The 15,636-nt window shown below is 72.7% G+C and carries 17 protein-coding genes; 6 read left to right on the plus strand and 11 right to left on the minus strand.

What is annotated here, in order from left to right; genetic code table 11:
* Both DI005_RS05945 and DI005_RS05950 read left to right on the plus strand, forming a co-directional pair.
* A complete protein-coding gene (locus tag DI005_RS05945; RefSeq protein WP_137094001.1) occupies positions 1-408 on the plus strand; it encodes a DUF4333 domain-containing protein in 408 nt (135 codons plus the stop codon).
* A complete protein-coding gene (locus DI005_RS05950; protein WP_112269135.1) occupies positions 405-1,199 on the plus strand; it encodes a PIG-L deacetylase family protein in 795 nt (264 codons plus the stop codon). Before DI005_RS05945 ends, DI005_RS05950 begins: the two co-directional genes overlap by 4 nt.
* Here the strand turns inward: DI005_RS05950 and DI005_RS05955 are convergent.
* The 11 genes from DI005_RS05955 to DI005_RS06000 all read right to left on the minus strand — a co-directional run bounded on the left by DI005_RS05955 (position 1,187) and on the right by DI005_RS06000 (position 11,206).
* Positions 1,187-2,713, minus strand: coding sequence for an FAD-dependent oxidoreductase (locus DI005_RS05955; protein WP_113641463.1), 1,527 nt, complete (start codon positions 2,711-2,713; stop codon positions 1,187-1,189). The genes DI005_RS05950 and DI005_RS05955 overlap by 13 nt on opposite strands.
* Entirely contained in the window at positions 2,710-3,396 is a 687-nt protein-coding gene (locus DI005_RS05960; protein WP_113641464.1) for a class I SAM-dependent methyltransferase, read from the minus strand. Before DI005_RS05960 ends, DI005_RS05955 begins: the two co-directional genes overlap by 4 nt.
* Entirely contained in the window at positions 3,393-3,713 is a 321-nt protein-coding gene (locus tag DI005_RS05965; protein ID WP_112269142.1) for a lycopene cyclase domain-containing protein, read from the minus strand. The genes DI005_RS05960 and DI005_RS05965 overlap by 4 nt, the downstream gene beginning before the upstream one ends.
* Positions 3,710-4,045 carry a lycopene cyclase domain-containing protein gene (locus tag DI005_RS05970; protein ID WP_112269144.1) on the minus strand — a complete coding sequence of 112 codons (336 nt, stop codon included), beginning with the start codon at positions 4,043-4,045 and terminating at the stop codon, positions 3,710-3,712. Before DI005_RS05970 ends, DI005_RS05965 begins: the two co-directional genes overlap by 4 nt.
* A 167-nt stretch (positions 4,046-4,212) precedes the next feature.
* A complete protein-coding gene (locus DI005_RS38150; protein WP_158303067.1) occupies positions 4,213-4,377 on the minus strand; it encodes a hypothetical protein in 165 nt (54 codons plus the stop codon).
* Positions 4,378-4,382: 5 nt separating this feature from the next.
* On the minus strand, positions 4,383-5,495 hold the full coding sequence (locus DI005_RS05975; RefSeq protein WP_113641465.1) for a glycosyltransferase: 1,113 nt from the start codon (positions 5,493-5,495) through the stop codon (positions 4,383-4,385).
* A gap of 233 nt (positions 5,496-5,728) precedes the next feature.
* Complete coding sequence (locus DI005_RS05980; protein WP_113641488.1) at positions 5,729-6,559, minus strand: DUF427 domain-containing protein; 831 nt, start codon at positions 6,557-6,559, stop codon at positions 5,729-5,731.
* A gap of 229 nt (positions 6,560-6,788) precedes the next feature.
* Positions 6,789-7,949 (minus strand): acyl-CoA dehydrogenase family protein, encoded by a 1,161-nt coding sequence (locus DI005_RS05985; protein WP_113641466.1) that lies wholly within the window; start codon positions 7,947-7,949, stop codon positions 6,789-6,791.
* Positions 7,949-9,469 carry a 3-hydroxyacyl-CoA dehydrogenase gene (locus DI005_RS05990; protein WP_113641467.1) on the minus strand — a complete coding sequence of 507 codons (1,521 nt, stop codon included), beginning with the start codon at positions 9,467-9,469 and terminating at the stop codon, positions 7,949-7,951. Before DI005_RS05990 ends, DI005_RS05985 begins: the two co-directional genes overlap by 1 nt.
* A gap of 28 nt (positions 9,470-9,497) precedes the next feature.
* Complete coding sequence (locus DI005_RS05995; protein WP_112269152.1) at positions 9,498-10,271, minus strand: CoA-transferase subunit beta; 774 nt, start codon at positions 10,269-10,271, stop codon at positions 9,498-9,500.
* The gene (locus tag DI005_RS06000) at positions 10,268-11,206 is read right to left on the minus strand and encodes a CoA transferase subunit A (protein ID WP_113641468.1); all 939 of its coding nucleotides are present in this window, start codon (positions 11,204-11,206) and stop codon (positions 10,268-10,270) included. The genes DI005_RS05995 and DI005_RS06000 overlap by 4 nt, the downstream gene beginning before the upstream one ends.
* Before the next feature lie 126 nt (positions 11,207-11,332).
* On the opposite strand from DI005_RS06000, the gene DI005_RS06005 reads away from it, so the two are divergent.
* The 4 genes from DI005_RS06005 to DI005_RS06015 all read left to right on the plus strand — a co-directional run bounded on the left by DI005_RS06005 (position 11,333) and on the right by DI005_RS06015 (position 15,461).
* Complete coding sequence (locus DI005_RS06005) at positions 11,333-12,235, plus strand: LysR family transcriptional regulator (protein WP_112269156.1); 903 nt, start codon at positions 11,333-11,335, stop codon at positions 12,233-12,235.
* A gap of 112 nt (positions 12,236-12,347) precedes the next feature.
* Positions 12,348-12,452: an LPFR motif small protein gene (locus tag DI005_RS39640; RefSeq protein WP_369973557.1), complete on the plus strand. Its 105-nt coding sequence runs from the start codon at positions 12,348-12,350 to the stop codon at positions 12,450-12,452.
* A 173-nt stretch (positions 12,453-12,625) separates the two neighbouring features.
* Positions 12,626-14,485, plus strand: coding sequence for a Na+/H+ antiporter (locus DI005_RS06010; protein ID WP_112269158.1), 1,860 nt, complete (start codon positions 12,626-12,628; stop codon positions 14,483-14,485).
* Positions 14,486-14,501: 16 nt separating this feature from the next.
* A complete protein-coding gene (locus DI005_RS06015; RefSeq protein ID WP_113641469.1) occupies positions 14,502-15,461 on the plus strand; it encodes a DNA polymerase domain-containing protein in 960 nt (319 codons plus the stop codon).
* The last annotated feature ends 175 nt before the right edge of the window (positions 15,462-15,636 follow it).

Genomic DNA, 15,636 nt, shown 5'->3' on the forward strand with positions numbered 1-15,636 from the left:
GTGCGGGTTCGCGCTGTCCTGTTGGTGATGATGGCGGGCGCCGCCCTGCTGCTCGGGGCGTGCGACAGCGGCGGGGAGGAGCCCGCCACGCCGGCCTCCGAGAGCTCAGCGACCTCCGCTGCGACCTCGTCGGGCGAACAGGCCACCGCCACCGCGGCGAGCACCACGACCAGCCTGGCGCCCGTGTCGAAGGTGTTCGACGCGGAGGCCATGCAGATGTCGGTGCAGCAGATCCTCACTCAGAGCTACCGTGTCGAGGGCGTCGAGCGTGTCACCTGCCCGCCGGACCAGCCGGTGGAGGTCGGTCTCAAGTTCGACTGCACCGCCGTGATCGCGGGCGAGCCGAAGCGTGTGCAGATCACGGTCAAGAACGAGAACGACGAGTACGAGGTCGGTTACCCGCGGTGAGCACGCCCGGCGGGCGCACCGTCGTGGCGTTTCACGCCCATGCCGACGACGAGGTGCTGCTCACCGGTGGGACGCTCGCCCGGCTCGCCGCCGAGGGGCACCGCGTGGTGATCGTCGTGGCGTCCGACAGCGCCGATGAGGACAAGGCGAGGGTGCGCGCGGCCGAGCTGCGCGCGAGCGCTCGGATCCTGGGTGCGGCGAGGGTCGCGCACCTCGGGTACGCCGACAGCGGGCACGGCCCGCTGCTCTTCGCCGACCCGCCGGGCCGCACGCGGTTCGTGCGCGCCGACGTCGGCGAGGCCGCGGCCAAGCTCGCCGCGCTGCTTCGGGAGGAGCGGGCCGACCTGCTGCTGAGCTACGACCCGCGCGGCGGATACGGGCACCGGGACCATGTGCACGTCCACCACGTCGGCCTGCACGCCGCCGCGCTCACCGGCGTTCGCGTGCTGGAGGCGACGATGCCCCGCGAGCCGGTGGCGAGGGCCTACGACGTGCTGACGGCGCTGCGGGTGCCGCTGCGCTACGACCGCGATGTCTTCCACGGCGCCTACAGCCCGCGCGCGGAGATCACGCACCGCTACGACGTGCGCGCGTTCGCGGCACGGAAACGCGCCGCGCTCGCGGCCCACGAGTCGCAGGTCGGCGGTGGCGGCCGGGTGGGCCCGCTGTTCCGGGGGTTGTTGCGGCTGCCCGTGCCGATCTTCGCTGTGCTGTTCGGCAGGGAGTGGTTCGTGGAGGCCCAGCCCCGCTCCGGCGCCCAAGGGCATGTCGGTGGCGGTCAATGCGACTGAGGCGCCCTCGGGGTGGCGTGGGCGGCCAGCAGCCGCAGGGGCGGGATGCGGCCCCGCACGGGCACGCTGAGCAGGTCGTGGCCGGTGACGCCCCATGCGGCCAGCAGCCGGTTGGCCGCCGCCAGTCCAGTGGTCGCCGCCCGCTCCATGAGCGCGACGGGAAGGTCAACGCGGATGGCGTCGCCCGCGAGGACGAGACCCTCCACCGGGGTCTCGATGCCGGGCCTGCGCGGGAAGCCGCCCGGCGGGAACAGGGGGCAGTCGGCCCGCCATTCGGAGCGGTCCGCCACGGTCGTCGCCGTGCGGGTCTCCGGATAGAGCTCGTGCAGCCGCGTGAGCAGAGCCCGCCCGGTCTCCTCGGCCGAACCCGTTGCGGCGTAGGCGTGCAGTTCGACCACGGACCCGCCCGAGCGCCGTGCCCAGGACGCGGCGTCGCTGTCGAACCGGTCGAGCACGCTGATGTTGTCCAGCGGCGGCAGGCCGCCGGTGGCCAGGAAGGCGGGGCGGGCGGGTTCGACCGGCCGGTCGAGCCACAGGCGGCGGACCAGGAACGGCGGCGCGGTCGCGAGTCCCGCGATCCGGTCGCGCCAGTCGCGGCTGCCGAGACCGGGGGAGGCGGCCACCACCTCCCGCAGGCCGCGCACATCCAGTGCGAGCACCACGGCGTCGGCCTCGGTCACGTGCGCGCCGGTGTGGACCCGGAACCGGGTGCCCGGCTCGATCGCCTCGACCGCCGTTCCGGTGTGGACGGTCCCGCCGTGGCGGCCGAGCTGTTCGGCGAGCGGCTGCCACAGGCGGTGGAAGGGCTCGTTCGCCACGTCGAAGAGCAGCCCCTCGGCGGAACCGAGGAAGTACAGGTGGAACATCACCGCCAGCTCGGCGGCCGAGAGCTGCCGGGGATCGGCGAAGAAGCTGCGGGAGAACACGTCGAAGGCGAGGTGACGGGCCGCGGGCGGGAACCGGACCCGGTCGAGGAACTCCCGCGCGTCGATGTGGTCGAGCTCCTCGTAGGTGCCCGGCACGCGGACGTTCAGCAGCGCCAGCGCCGTCCTCCGGTCGACGCGCAGCAGGTCCCTCGCGGTGAAGGTGGGGCTGCGCAATGCGAAGGCGAGCGCGTTCCACGGCGGCGTGCGGGGCAGGCCCTCGAAGCTATCGGTGCGGCCGTGCGCGTCCACCAGCGGGTAGTCCGGCACGGGGGTCAGCACGCCGAGGTCCGGGTCGGCACGGCGCAGCAGCGCCCGCAGGTTGTAGTACTGGCGGAAGAAGGCGTGGAATCCCCGGCTCATGCCGGTGCGCGTCCCGTCGGGAAGCGTCGTGGTCCACCCGCCGACGCGGCCACCGAGGTAGGACTCGCGCTCGAACAGTTCGACCGCGACACCGCGCTCCGCGAGCGCGGTCGCCGCCGCCAGGCCCGCGATGCCGCCACCGGCCACGACGACGCGGCGGCCGGTCCCGGTCGCGCCGGACCGGCCGCGTGGCGCGGGATGCCGTACCCGCCTGCGATCGCGGCTCATGCCACCGCCCGGAACGTGTGCACGATGCCACGTTGCCAGCCGCGCACGGTGCCGCAGCGGACGTCGCGGAACCCGGCGTGCCGCAGCATCGCGACGACACCCGCGGGGTCGTCGAAGTCGCGGACGCTGCGCCACAGGTAGCGGTACAGGCTCGCGTCACCGGCGACGAGCCTGCCCGACGGGATGATCACCGACCAGCACACGGCGTTCCAGATCCACCTCGGCACCGGGTGGTCGCTGAGGCTGTAGTCGTGCACCACGAGCACGCCACCCGGGCGCAGCAGGTCCCGCAGCGCGGTGAGCGTGCGGTCCGGATCGGGCAGGTTGCGGACCAGGTACGCGGCGAGGACGCCGTCGAAGGGCCCGGTGACGCCCGCGGCCGGGAGGTCCTCGACGCGGCCGTGGACGAACTCGACGGGCCGGGGCCAGGTCTTTCCGGCGGCGACGGCGAGCATCCCGGCGGAGCCGTCGACGGCGACGACGTCGGCATCGGGCACCGCGGCGAGCACCGCGGCCGTCGAGGCGCCCGTGCCGCAGCCGGCGTCGAGCACGCGCGGGCCCGCACCGGCGAGACCGCGGGCGGCCGCGCGCAGGTGCGCGTGGTAGCCGGGGTTGAGCCCGACGAGCCGGTCGTACGCCGTCGCCGCGCGGTCGAACGCGGCGGGTACGTCGTGGCGGGTCATGCGCGGGACCGTTCGCGTTCGGGCCGTACCCAGCACAGCAGGGTGAGCGTGACGAGGCCGAAACCGAACAGGAAGTCCTCGACGGGGATGTCGAAGGGGAACCGCACCCCGCTGAGGTGCGCGGGGTTGTAGACGACGATGGGCGCGCTGAGCTTGGTCAGCCACCCGTCCACGGGCACCTGGAACGCGAACACGATCGCGAGCGTGACCCAGTAGGCGGGGCGGCGGAACAGCCCCGTGCGCAGCCACGCCAGTTCGGCCACGACCACGGCGGGTACCGACAGCAGCGCGGGCAGGGTGTAGCCGACGCCGGTCACGCGCGCGCCCCGATCCGCCTGCCGAGCACCGCGCGCACGGCCTCGAACGTCAGCAGCCCGCAGAGCGGGATCACGAGGAAGAAGAGCGCCTCCTCCAGCGGCATCCCCGGCGCGACGTACACGCCGAGGGTGTAGCGGGAGTCGATGCTCCACACGCCGCCCGCGATCGCGGCGAGGTCCCACGCCGCGAACAGCGCGGCCGCGGGAAGCAGCGCGCGGACGAGCCTGCGCGGCCTGCGGTAGACCCCGGCGCCGAGGAACTCCAGCGGCAGTGTGACGGCCACGCATGCGGCGAGCACGAGCAGGTAGTGGAGGTGGTCGGTGGACTCCATGCGGCAATCCTTCGTGATCAGGGCGGCAGGTGCGACTGGGATGCCCGCGATCACGGTAGGCGAACCGGCGGAGCCTGACCGCAGTGAAGGCCACCATGCCTGCGTTCAACGCAGGCATGGTGGCCTTCACTGCAGTTCGGGGGGCGGGGGCGCGGGGGCGCGGAGGGTTACAGGTCCGCCTGGCCCTTGCGGGGGAGGAGCTTGACCAGCGCGACGCCCGCCATGATCAGCATCAGGGCGGCGAGAACGAGCCACGCGGTGCTGAGACCGGTGTAGGCGAGCGTGCCGGCGGTGCCGGTGCCCGCGGCGGTGGAGATGCCTTTGCCGTACATGTGTTTCACCTCCCCTCGGTGAGTGCGGTGGCGGACCGGGTGACGTGGTGCCAGCGGGGGGTGCGGCGCAGCACCGCGTCCCGCCAGCCGGCGACGTACACCGCGAGCCGGAAGAAGTCGTAGATCATCTCTGGGACGAACAGCAGGGTCACTCCTATGCCCCGCCAGCCCGCCTTGCGGACGGTGATGAGGCGGTCCGCCACACACAGGGCGCCAACGCCGAGCCAGAACGGGTGCAGCACGATCGGCTGGCCCATCGCGAGGGTCGTGCCGAACAGCAGCGGGTAGCCGATGATGACGGCGAAGCCGCAGACCGCCCACAGCTGCTGGAACAGGTAGGGCAGGGTCGTCCGGTTGACGCCGTGGGTGCGCAGGTTGTCGAGCGCGCCCCGCTGCCAGCGCAGGCGCTGCCGCCACAGATCCCGCCACGTCGGCATGAGCTCCGTCGTCGTCGAGCACCGGCCCGGTGACACGCAGCGGTAGCCGAGTCTCAAACAGGCCAGGGTGATCTCCATGTCCTCGGTCAGTGCGGCGCGGTCGTAGAACTCGCCCCGGCGGCCGGGCAGGGATCGCCCGCGCGCTTCGGCGATCTCGCGCAGCACCGAGACCCGCAGCATGGTCGAGGTCCCCGTGAGCACCCAGACCCCTCGGCCCCGGCGCAGGACGTCGCGCGCGTAGCGGACGTACTCGTTGCGCTGCAACTGCGCGAGCATGCCCGAGCCGCCCTCGCCGTAGAAGATGCCGCCGACGGCGCCGATTGCCGGGTCGCGGTGCAGGGCCCGCAGCGCGGTGGCGATCCAGTCGTCGCCGAGCAGCGAGTCCGCGTCCATGACGAGCACGAGGTCGTCATCGTCGAGCTGGGGCAGCAGCCGGTCGAGCGCCTGGTTGAGGGCGCCGGCCTTCTTGTCCACATTGGCCTCGGTGGTGAACACCGTCGCGCCGTGCGCGATCGCGATGTCGGCCGTGCGGTCGGTGCAGTTGTCCGCCACCACGTACACGGCGTCCGGCGGCACGGACTGCCGCCGCAGCGACCCGAGCGTCAGTGCGATGCTCGCTTCCTCGTCGTGCGCGGGGACCACCGTTACGACGCGGCTTCCGCCGGCTGTGTGCGCTCCCACGGGCCACCTTGCCCTTCCGTTTTCAGGACGCGTTGTCACGCACGGTGACAATGGTCGCCGTGGAGCGGACTGTGGCGGCGGCGGGAAGTTCTCCGTCAAAACCCCAGGTCTGTGCGTCGCTTGCCGGGTAGATCCGAAAAGGCGAGCGGTTCATTACTGCAATCAGGCTATGACCTGGATCACAATCATACACGTAGTGTGATCGACGCGGATCGTGTTCGCCGCCGGGGCGGTCACGACCAGGGCGTGACCGGGCGCGGCCTGGGCGCGCCGTCGAGGACCACGTCGACGCGCTCGTCGAAGAAGCACACGTGGTCCGCGATCTCCGTGAGGCCGGCCAGCGGTCGCGCATACGTCCAGGCGACGTCGGGGTGGGACCGGCCCCCGGTGTCGGCTGAGAAGTACGTGGCCAGACCCTTGTAGGCGCACACGCTCGTGGTGTCCGACGGGCTCAGCAGGTCCATCCGCACATCGGCCCTCGGGAGGTAGAACCGCGGAGTGATGTGGGTTTCGAAGAGCAGCAGCGCTGAGCTGCTCTCGGCCAGCGGCACGCCGTCCAGCTCGATCCGCACGCGGCTGGAGCTGCGCCGGACGTCGATGCGCGAGAACGGGTCGCGGGGATGGCCGACGATCGGCTCGTCCTCTTCGAGCCACTGGTCGAAGGCGCCGAAGTCGAGCACCACGTGGCCGGCGAGGTCGGGGTCGGCGGGCCGGAATCCGGCCGCATCGAGGAAAAGCGCGTTCGCGCGCAGCGACACCGGATCGCCATCGCAGGTGTGCGCGGCGAAGGCGGTGCGGGGGTCCAGCACCTGCGGGCTGTCCTTGCCGAGCGGCACCGGGTGCTCGGCGGCCGCGGCCCGGTCCGCGGGAACGACCGTGGCGAGCAGGTCCTCCTCCGGCACCGCGTAGGAGGCCACGACCCGTTTCGGCTCCCAGACCAGCACGGCGCGGCGGGAGTCGGCGACCGTCTCGTCCCCGGCGATCGCCCGGACGCGCTTCTGGGTCGGCTCGAACCGGAGCTCACCGAGCTGCCGGGCGAACTGCTCGCTCAACTGCAGCGCCATGGCGCCCACTGTCCGCCCTCGGTCCCTGCCGGTCAACGTCCGGCCACCTGCTCTGGTGTGCGCGGCCCGCGCGTGGTCGGATGGCCCGAGACGGCGCGGAGGCGGTCCGGTGGGACGGCGACGCAGGAGCGGCGGCCCCGGATGCTGAGCGGAGGCGAGGCCGTCGACGCCGCACGCCCTCGGCTGAGGGCCGCGGTGGAGGCCCATCTTCACCGCGGTTGGCCGAGGGTCAGGACATCGCGTTGATGCCTGTCAGGTCCCTGCCGATGATGAGCTTCTGGATCTGGCTCGTGCCCTCGTAGAGGGTCAGCACGCGGGCGTCCCGGAGGTACTTGCCGGCCGGGTACTCGTCGATGAAGCCGTAGCCGCCGAACACCTGGAGGCAGCTGTTGCTCACCCGTACCGCCGTCTCGCTCGCGTGGTACTTCGCGGCGGAGGCGTCGGTCGCGTAGTCCTTCGGCTTTACTCCCGCGTCGGCCATGCGCGCGACGTGGTGGGTCAGCAGGCGCGAGGCCTGCACGTCCACCGCCGCGTCGGCGAGCAGCTCCTGCACCAGCTGGAACGAGGCGATCGGCTTGCCGAACTGGTCGCGTTCCCCGGCGTAGCGAGTGGCGGCGTCGAGCGCCGCCTGCGCGACACCCACCGCGCCCGCCGCGACGGAGATCCGGCCCCGCGAGAGCGCGCCGAGCGCGATGCCGAGGCCGCGGTCGACCTCGCCGAGCCGCGCCGCGTCGGGCACCCGCACGTCGTCGAACGTCAGCTCCGCGGTGGCCTGCCCGCGCAGGCCGAGCTTGCCCTTGATCTCGGTGGCAGTGAAGCCGGGGGAGTCCGTGGGCACCAGGAACGCCGTGACGCCCGAATCGCTCGTTCGCGCGAACGTGAGCGCCACCTTCGCCTGGGTTCCGTTGGTGATGAACATCTTGCTGCCGCGCAACACCCAGTCGCTCCCGTCGCGGACGGCGCGCGTGCGCAGCGAGCCGGCGTCCGAGCCCGTTCCCGGTTCGGTGAGCGCGAAGCAGCCGAGCGCCTCACCGCTCACCAGGCGCGGTAGCCACTCCTGCCGCTGCTCCTCGGTGCCGTACCCGGCGATGGTCTTGGTGACCAGGCCGAGCGACACCGACACGATGCCGCGCACCGCCGAGTCGCCGCGGCCGAGCTCCTCGGTCACCAGGACGTAGGAGAGCGTGTCGGCGTCGACGCCGCCGTAGCGCTCGTCGACCATCAGCCCGAGGAACCCCAGCTCTCCCAGGCGTTTCACGATGGCCGGATCGACGCGCTCGGCGCGGTCCCACTCCCGGGCGTGGGGGACTATCTCGGCGTCGACGAACCCGGCGGCGAGGTCGCGGATGTCGCGCTGGGTCTCGGTGAGCCCGAAGTCGCGGGCGAGCATCAGTGGGTGTCCTTTCCGGACTCGATGACATCGGAGGGCGAGGTTCCCCGCTCGGTCAGCGGCAGGCCAAGCTGAGCGCGCTCGGTGAGCCAGCGGGTGGGCCGGTAGCGGGGATCGCCGGTGGTGGAGTGCAGGTTCCGTTGCAGCGTCAGTAGTTCGGCGGCACCGATCCGATCGCCCCACGCGAGCGGGCCGACCGGGTAGCCGAGCCCGGTGGTGACGGCCACGTCGATGTCGGAGGGGCTCGCGATGCCGCGCTCGGCGATCGACGCGGCGACGGAGACGATCGACGACACCAGCCGCTGGGCCGGGGAACCCGCGCTGTCGCGCACGACCGACACGCTGTGCTCGCCGAGGGCTAGCGCCGCCCGCGCGTCGCGCGCGACCGCCGGGTCGGTCGCCGGGGTGACGGCGAGCACCCGGCGCGAGGCCGCCAGCGACATCGGGTCGACGCCGACGGTGCGCGTCGCGGGCAATCCGTCCTCGGCGACGCGGGACGCGACCGTCGTGCCCCACGTCGGCACCAGCACCACGGCGTCGGCTGACGGCGCTTCGCCGTCCTCCACGGTGGCGCCCGCGTCGGCCAGCGCGGCCCGCACGTCGGCGCCGGGTGTCCACACGGGACGCTTCGGGTCGCCGGTGACCGGTGCCTCTTCCGGTGGCGCCGCGCCCTCGGCGTGGTCGAACCAGCCCCGCCCGGTCTTGCGGCCGTGCAGGCCCGCGGCGACCCGGTTCGGCGTGAGGAACGACGGCCGCAGCCGGTCGGAGTAGCGGAAGCCGTGCCAGATCGAGTCGATCACCGTGGCCGTGACATCGAGGCCGGTGAGGTCCATCAGCTCGAACGGGCCCATCTTCAGGCCGAGCACGTCCCTGGCGATGCGGTCCAGCTCGGCCGGCTCGGCGACCTGCTCCTCCAGCAGTGCCAGCGCCTCGGTGACGAGGCCCCGGCCGGCGTGGTTGATGAGGAAGCCCGGGGTGTCGGCGACGACCACGGCCCGGTGCCCGGTGTCGCGGACCAGGGCGGTGAGCGTGCCGACGATGTCCGGGCGTGTCCGCGCGCCGGGGATCACCTCGACGATCTTCATCAGCGGCACCGGGTTGAAGAAGTGCAGCCCGCACAGCCGCGACGGGTCGCCGAGTCGCGCGGCGATCTGCGTGACCGGCAGTGACGAGGTGTTGGTGGCGAACACGGTGCGGGCGGGCAGCGCCGACTCCAGCTCGGTGAACAGCGCGGCCTTGGTGTCGAGATCCTCCCTGATCGCCTCCACCACCAGGTCGACGTCGTCGCCTGGCTTGCCGGGGGAGTCGACTGGGAGCAGCCGCGCCGCGATGGCCTCGGCCTCCTCGGCGCTGGTCCTGCCCTTGCTGACGGCACGGTCGAGCATGCCGCGGACGAACGTGATCGCCTCACCCACCGACTCCTGCCGGGCGTCGGCCAGCTCAACCGTGTGCCCTGCGGTCGCGGCCCACTGGGCGATGCCCCGGCCCATCACTCCGGTGCCGATGATCCTGATGCGCATGTTCCGATCTCCTTGGTGTGGCGAGCACTCAGCGTAGGTAGACCCGGCCGGGGTCGACCTCGTCGCGCAGCAGCCGCAGCTCGGCCGCCGTTGGCGGCTGGACGGTGCCGAGGTCGGGGGCGACGGCGAGATCCCAGCCAGTGGCCTCGCGGGCCTGCTCCACCGTGACCCCGGGGTGCACGGCCACCAGCCGCAGCTCGTCGCCCTGGCCGCTGCTGGCGAGGATGCCGAGCTCGGTGACCACCCTGGTGACGCCGGCGCCGAGTGGGCGGACGCCCTCGGCGAGCGCCCGGTGGGGGCCGGGGGAGGTACAGAAGTCGAGCTCGTCCACAAAGGACCTCCGGTCGTGCCGCCGCATCACCACGAAAACCTCGCGAGCGCTGGCCATCACCTCCATCGCACCACCCGGCCCTGGCAGCCGCACCTTGGGTGCGTGCCAGTCGCCGATGACCGACGAGTTGAGGTTGCCGAAGCGGTCGATCTGGGCCGCGCCGAGGAAGCCGACGTCGATGTGCCCGCCCTGCAGCACGTAGCCGAAGAGCACGGGCATGGGCAGCACCGCCTCCGCGCCCGTGATCAGCACGGCGTCGGCGATGGTCTCCGGCAGCTGCGACGGATGCGCGCCGCAGACGCCCGACTCGTAGACGATCTCCAGCTCCGGCGCGACGGTCAGGTGCGCGAGCGAGGCCGCCAGCGTGGGCAGGCCGATGCCGGCGAAGACGGTCCGCCGCGCCCGCAGCTCGCGCGACGCGACGACCGCCAGCAGCTCGGACGAGGTGCACTCCACGTGCCCTGGGCTCACAGCCGCCTCCCGTAGTTCACCGGCAGGCTCAGCGCCTCGCCGACCTCGAGCCTCGCCCAGAACTCCGGGCCCAGCTTCGCGACGTACTCGGCGTGGTCGGCGGTGCCGTGGACCCAGTCGGCGAGCCACGCCTGGAGCCGGTCCGGGTCCCTGCTGATCGCGGACCACGAGCGGTAGAAGGCGTTGTCCCGGTCGTAGTAGCCCTGGGCGAACGAGGGGTGCGCGCCACGGGGGCACTCCACGACGGCGTCCACGGCGTGCGCGGGGATCACGGTGCGGTTGGGGTCGGAGCGCACCACCTCGTCGGCCACGATCTCCTCCACCACCACGACGGCCCTGCGCGCTGCGAACACCGCCTCGGCCTGGATGCCCGTGAGGCCCCAGATCTGGGTGTTGCCTGCCCGGTCGGCGCGCTGCGCGTGCACGATCGTCACGTCCGGGTTCACCGGCGGCACCACGTGCACGCGCTCGTCGGCGTAGGGCGAGGTCACCGTGCGGATGGCCGGGTTGACCGACGGCAGGTCGCTGCCCGCGTAGGAACGCAGCGGGTAGAAGGGCAGGCGCTGGGCACCGGCGAGGTAGCGGCAGATCATGCCGTAGTGGCTGTACTCCTCGAACTCCAGTGGCTCGCCCTCGGCGCTCTCGATGCGCCTGCGCAGCTCGCCCAGCGAGCCCGCCGAGGAGTTGCCCACGAACGACGACACGAGCTTGGTCACGCAGCCGGCGGCGAGCAGCTGGTCCACCACGATGTCGGCGGTCATCCGCACGATCGTCAGCCCGCGACGGCCCTGCCGGATGATCTCGTGGCCGGCCGCGGTCGGGATCAGGTGCGTGAACCCCTCCAGCGACACGGTGCCGCCGTCGTGCACATGAGCCGCGATGGCCCCGCGCATGGTCATCGTCTTGTCCGGCTGGGCCGGTGCTGACCGGGGCATCGTCGGGCTCCAGTGCTCGGGCGGCGGTGGCGGACGGCTCCCACCTTGCCAGCCCCCATTGTTTCCCGTCCAATACCGAATTAAGGTCGCGCTGATAGGTTCAGCGTTTCAATCTGGGAGTGGCCGGTGGAGCTGCGCTACCTGACATCGTTCGTGGCAGTGGCGGAGGAACTGCACTTCGGCCGCGCCGCCAAACGGCTGCGCATGGCCCAGCCGCCGCTGAGTCAGCAGATCCGTCAGCTGGAGAAGGAACTGGGCGTGCAGCTCTTCGAGCGCAACACCCGGTCGGTACGGCTGACGAGCGCGGGGGAGTCGTTCCTGGAGCCGGTGCGGCGCGTGCTCGACGACCTCGACATCGCCACGAGGGCCGCGAAAGCGGCCGGCCGCGGCGAGTACGGGCGGGTGAGCGTCGGCTTCGCCGGCGCGTCGAGCCACGAGAGCCTGCCCCTGCTGACCAGGGCCGTGCGGGCGGCGCAGCCGGGCCTGGAGCTGGTGATGAAGGGGCAGACCTACGCCAACGTCGCACTCGCGCGGGTCGCCGACGGCTCGCTCGACCTCGGGTTCGTACGGCTTCCGGTGACGCTGCCGGGCGTCGAGGCGCGGGTGATCGACGAGGAGGAGGTGGTGTGCGCACTGCCGTCGGACCACCCGCTGGCCCGGCAGGAGGCGATCGCGATCGGGGACCTCGCGGAGGAGCCGTTCGTGAGCTTCCCGGCCAACGCGGGCTCGACGGTGCGGGACGCGACCGTCCGGATCTGCGCCGAGGCCGGTTTCAACCCGCGCGTGGTGCAGGAGGCTCCCGACTCCTGGACGATCCTGGCGCTGGTCGCGGCCGGCGTGGGCGTGACCCTCACGCTCAGCTCGTGCCAGCACATCCAGCAGACCGGGCTCGTCTACCGCCCGCTCGCGGGTCCGGGCGTCCGGCTGCAGGCGGCGCTCGCGTGGCGGCGCGACAATCCGTCCGCCGCCCTGCGCACGGTGCTCGCGATCGCCGAGCAGGCGTTGCCGACTCCGGAGCCGCCGCGCTGAGACGATGGCGGCCTCACCGCGCCCGGCGACCGCCGGCGAGCGCGTGGTCGCCGCCTGAGCCGCACGGGAACGGGCTGGTTGGGGCGTCACCCGAGCGGGTAACCGAGCCCCTATGCGAAGGATCAGTGAAGTTCTGCAGATGATCGGAAGCACCATCGCCAACGTCGTCACGTTGCCGTTCCGGGCACTCGCTCGAGTCCTGCGGCCGCGCCGCTGAGCGCGCGGGCGGTTCCGGAGTTACGGGCGGGGTCTGGCAACCGGGCGAAAGCCGGTTCCGCCCTGCCCCGTGGAAGACCTGATCGTCGTCTGCCCCCAAGGCCACCTTTGTTGCGTTGAACGCAACAAAGGTGGCCTTGGGGCAGGCGGCGGCGCACGCGCTTAGATGAGCACATGGAGGTCGCGGCTGAGCTGGCCGGACTGGTCGTCGCCGTGCTCGTGGTCACCGCGGTGGCCGGCAGGCTGAACTGGTCCGCGCCCCTGTGCCTGATCGTGGTCGGCGTGGGTGCGTCCTTCGTGCCCGGAATGCCCGAGTACGAGCTGCATCCCGAAGTCGTGCTGCTCGGTCTGCTGCCGCCGTTGCTCTACGCCACGGCGATCCGCTCGTCCCTCGTCGACTTCCGCGCCAACCGCGGCCCGATCGCGCTGCTCTCGGTGGGGCTCGTGGTGTTCACGGCGGTCGGCGTCGGAGTGCTCGCGTGGCTGATCGTGCCCGGCCTGCCGCTCGCGGCCGGGATCGCACTCGGCGCGGTGGTCGCCCCGCCCGACGCCGTGGCCGCGACCGCGGTCGCGCGCCGCGTCGGTATGCCCCGCAAGATCGTCCGCCTGCTCGAGGGCGAGAGCCTGTTCAACGACGCCGCGGCGCTGGTGGCGCTGCGCACCGCGATCGCGGCGATCGGCGGCGCGGTGACCGTGCTCGAGACGGCGGAGAACTTCCTGCTGGCGGCGGTCGGCGGCCTGGCGGTCGGCCTCGTGGTCGGCTTCGGGGCCGCGCTGCTGCGGGCGCGCATGGAGGACCCGGTGATCGACACGGCGTTCTCGTTCGTGCTGCCCTTCCTCGCCTACCTGCCCGCCGAGCTCATCCACGGCTCCGGCGTGTTGGCCGTGGTGACCGCGGGCCTCATCGTCGGCCACCGCACCCCGACGATGCTCTCCGGTCCCTCACGGCTGGCGAGCAGGCTGAACTGGCAGACGATCCAGTTCCTGCTGGAGAACATGGTCTTTCTGCTCATCGGCCTGCAGCTGCGCCGGATCCTCGCCGAGGTGGGCGACAGCGAGCTGAGCGCCGGGACCCTCGTGCTGATCTGCTCCGCGGTGCTGACGGCCACCATCGCGCTCCGGTTCGTCTGGATGTTCGCCATCGGCCTGCTGCGCAGGGTCACCGGCTCGCACGCGTGGCCGTGGCGGTACTCGACGGTGATCGCGTGGGCCGGCATGCGCGGCGTGGTCACGCTCGCGGCGGCGTTCGCGCTCCCGACCGACACACCGCACCGCGCGGTGCTGGTGCTGGCCGCGTTCGTCGTGGTGGCGGGGACCCTGCTGCTGCAGGGCACCACGCTGCCGCTGCTCGTGCGGCGGCTGCGGCTGCCCGCCCCGGACCCGAACGTGGACGCCCTGCAGGAGGCGGCGCTGCTCGACGACATGACCAGGGCCGGGGTCGCCCGCCTCGACGAGGTCCGGCGACCCGGGGATCCGGAGGAGGTGCTGCGGCGCCTGCGCGACCGCGTCCGCTACCGCTCGGACGACGCGTGGGAGCAGCTCGGCAGGCGGGGCGGCACGGTGGAGACTCCGAGCGAGGCCTACCGCAGGCTGCGGCTGGAGATGCTGGAGGCCGAGCGCGCCGAGTTCCTCGCCGCCCGCGCCGACCGGAGGGTCGACGACGCCGTGCTGCGCCGGATTCTGGACCGGCTGGACATCGAGGAGTCTATGCTCGACTCCGTGTCCGGTGATGCCGACGAGACCGGCCGGGAGCTGACCACGCCCCCGGCCACCGTGCGGTCGTGCGAGCACCTCGAGCGGGAATTCGCCGAGGTGGAGCCCAGCTCGCCCGACTCGTGCCTTGAGTGTGTCGCCGAGGGCGGCTCCTGGGTGCACCTGCGGTTGTGCCTGGGCTGCGGCCAGGTCGCCTGCTGCGACTCCTCGCCCGCGCGGCACGCCACCCGGCATTTCGAGACGACGGGCCACCCGGTGATGCGCAGCTTCGAGCCGGGGGAGAGCTGGCGCTGGTGCTTCGTCGACCGGCGGCTCGGCTGAGGCGCGGGGAGGACCGATGGCGCAGGGCGAGGAGCGGGCCGGGGTCGCGCTGACCAACCTCGACCAGCCGCTGTTCGACAGCGCCGAGGCCAGCAAGCGCGACCTCGTCGACTACCTCGACGCGGTACGCGACCGGATCCTGCCCGGGCTGCGGGACCGTCCGCTCTCGGTGATGCGCGTGCTGCGCGGCCAGCGCCCGTTCATGCAGAAGAACGTGCCGAAGTACACCCCCGAGTGGGTGCGCACGGTGCCGCTGTGGGCTGAGTCGTCACAGCGGGAGGTGTCCTACGCGCTGTGCGACGATCGCCGCACGCTGCTGTGGTTCGCCAACCAGCGGGCCGTGGAGTATCACCCCACGCTCGTGACGGCGCGGCGCTGGGACCACGCCACGCACCTCGTGCTCGACATCGACCCGCCCGGCGACGCGGACACGGGCGGCTTCGGCCTCGCCGTCCGCGCCGCGCACCTCGTGCGGCAGGCACTCACCGACGCCGGGCTCTCCGGCGTCGTGAAGACCAGCGGCGCCAAGGGCGTGCACGTGTTCGTGCCCGTGACGGCGGAGGAGGCCATCGAGGACGTCGCCGCCGCGACCCGCGCGCTCGCCGCGCGGGCGGAGCGGCTCGACCCCGTGCTCGCGACCACCGCCTACATCCGGGAGGACCGGGGCGGCAAGGTGTTCCTCGACTCGACCCGCGCCGGGGGTGCGACGGTGGTCGCCGCCTACAGCCCCAGGCTGCGTCCCGGCGCCACCGTGTCGTTCCCGGTCGACTGGGCCGAACTGGACGACGTGACGCCACGGGATTTCACCGTGCACACGGTGCCGGGGCTGCTCGGCGACGGCGACCCGTGGACCGAACGGATGCCGCCACCGCAGCGGCTCGGCGCGGAGCTGATCGAGGAGGGCAGGGCGATCCCGGTCGCCAGGGTCGCCGCGATGCACGAGGGCAAGCGGCGCGCCCGCGCCCGTCGCGGCTGAAGGGTGCAACGCCGGCACGACCGGACGGCGCAGGCGCACGCGGCGAAGCGACGAACCTCGCGCCGGAGCCGGTTGTCCCACCCCGCGGCGGGGAATTCGCCACCATGGCCAGGACAGGGATTCACCCTCGCGGTACCACGGCGGGACGGATAATCACCGGCATCGGTTCGGTGTT

The organism is Prauserella sp. PE36 (assembly GCF_003311655.1).
GTDB classification, from domain to species: Bacteria; Actinomycetota; Actinomycetes; order Mycobacteriales; family Pseudonocardiaceae; genus Prauserella_A; species Prauserella_A endophytica.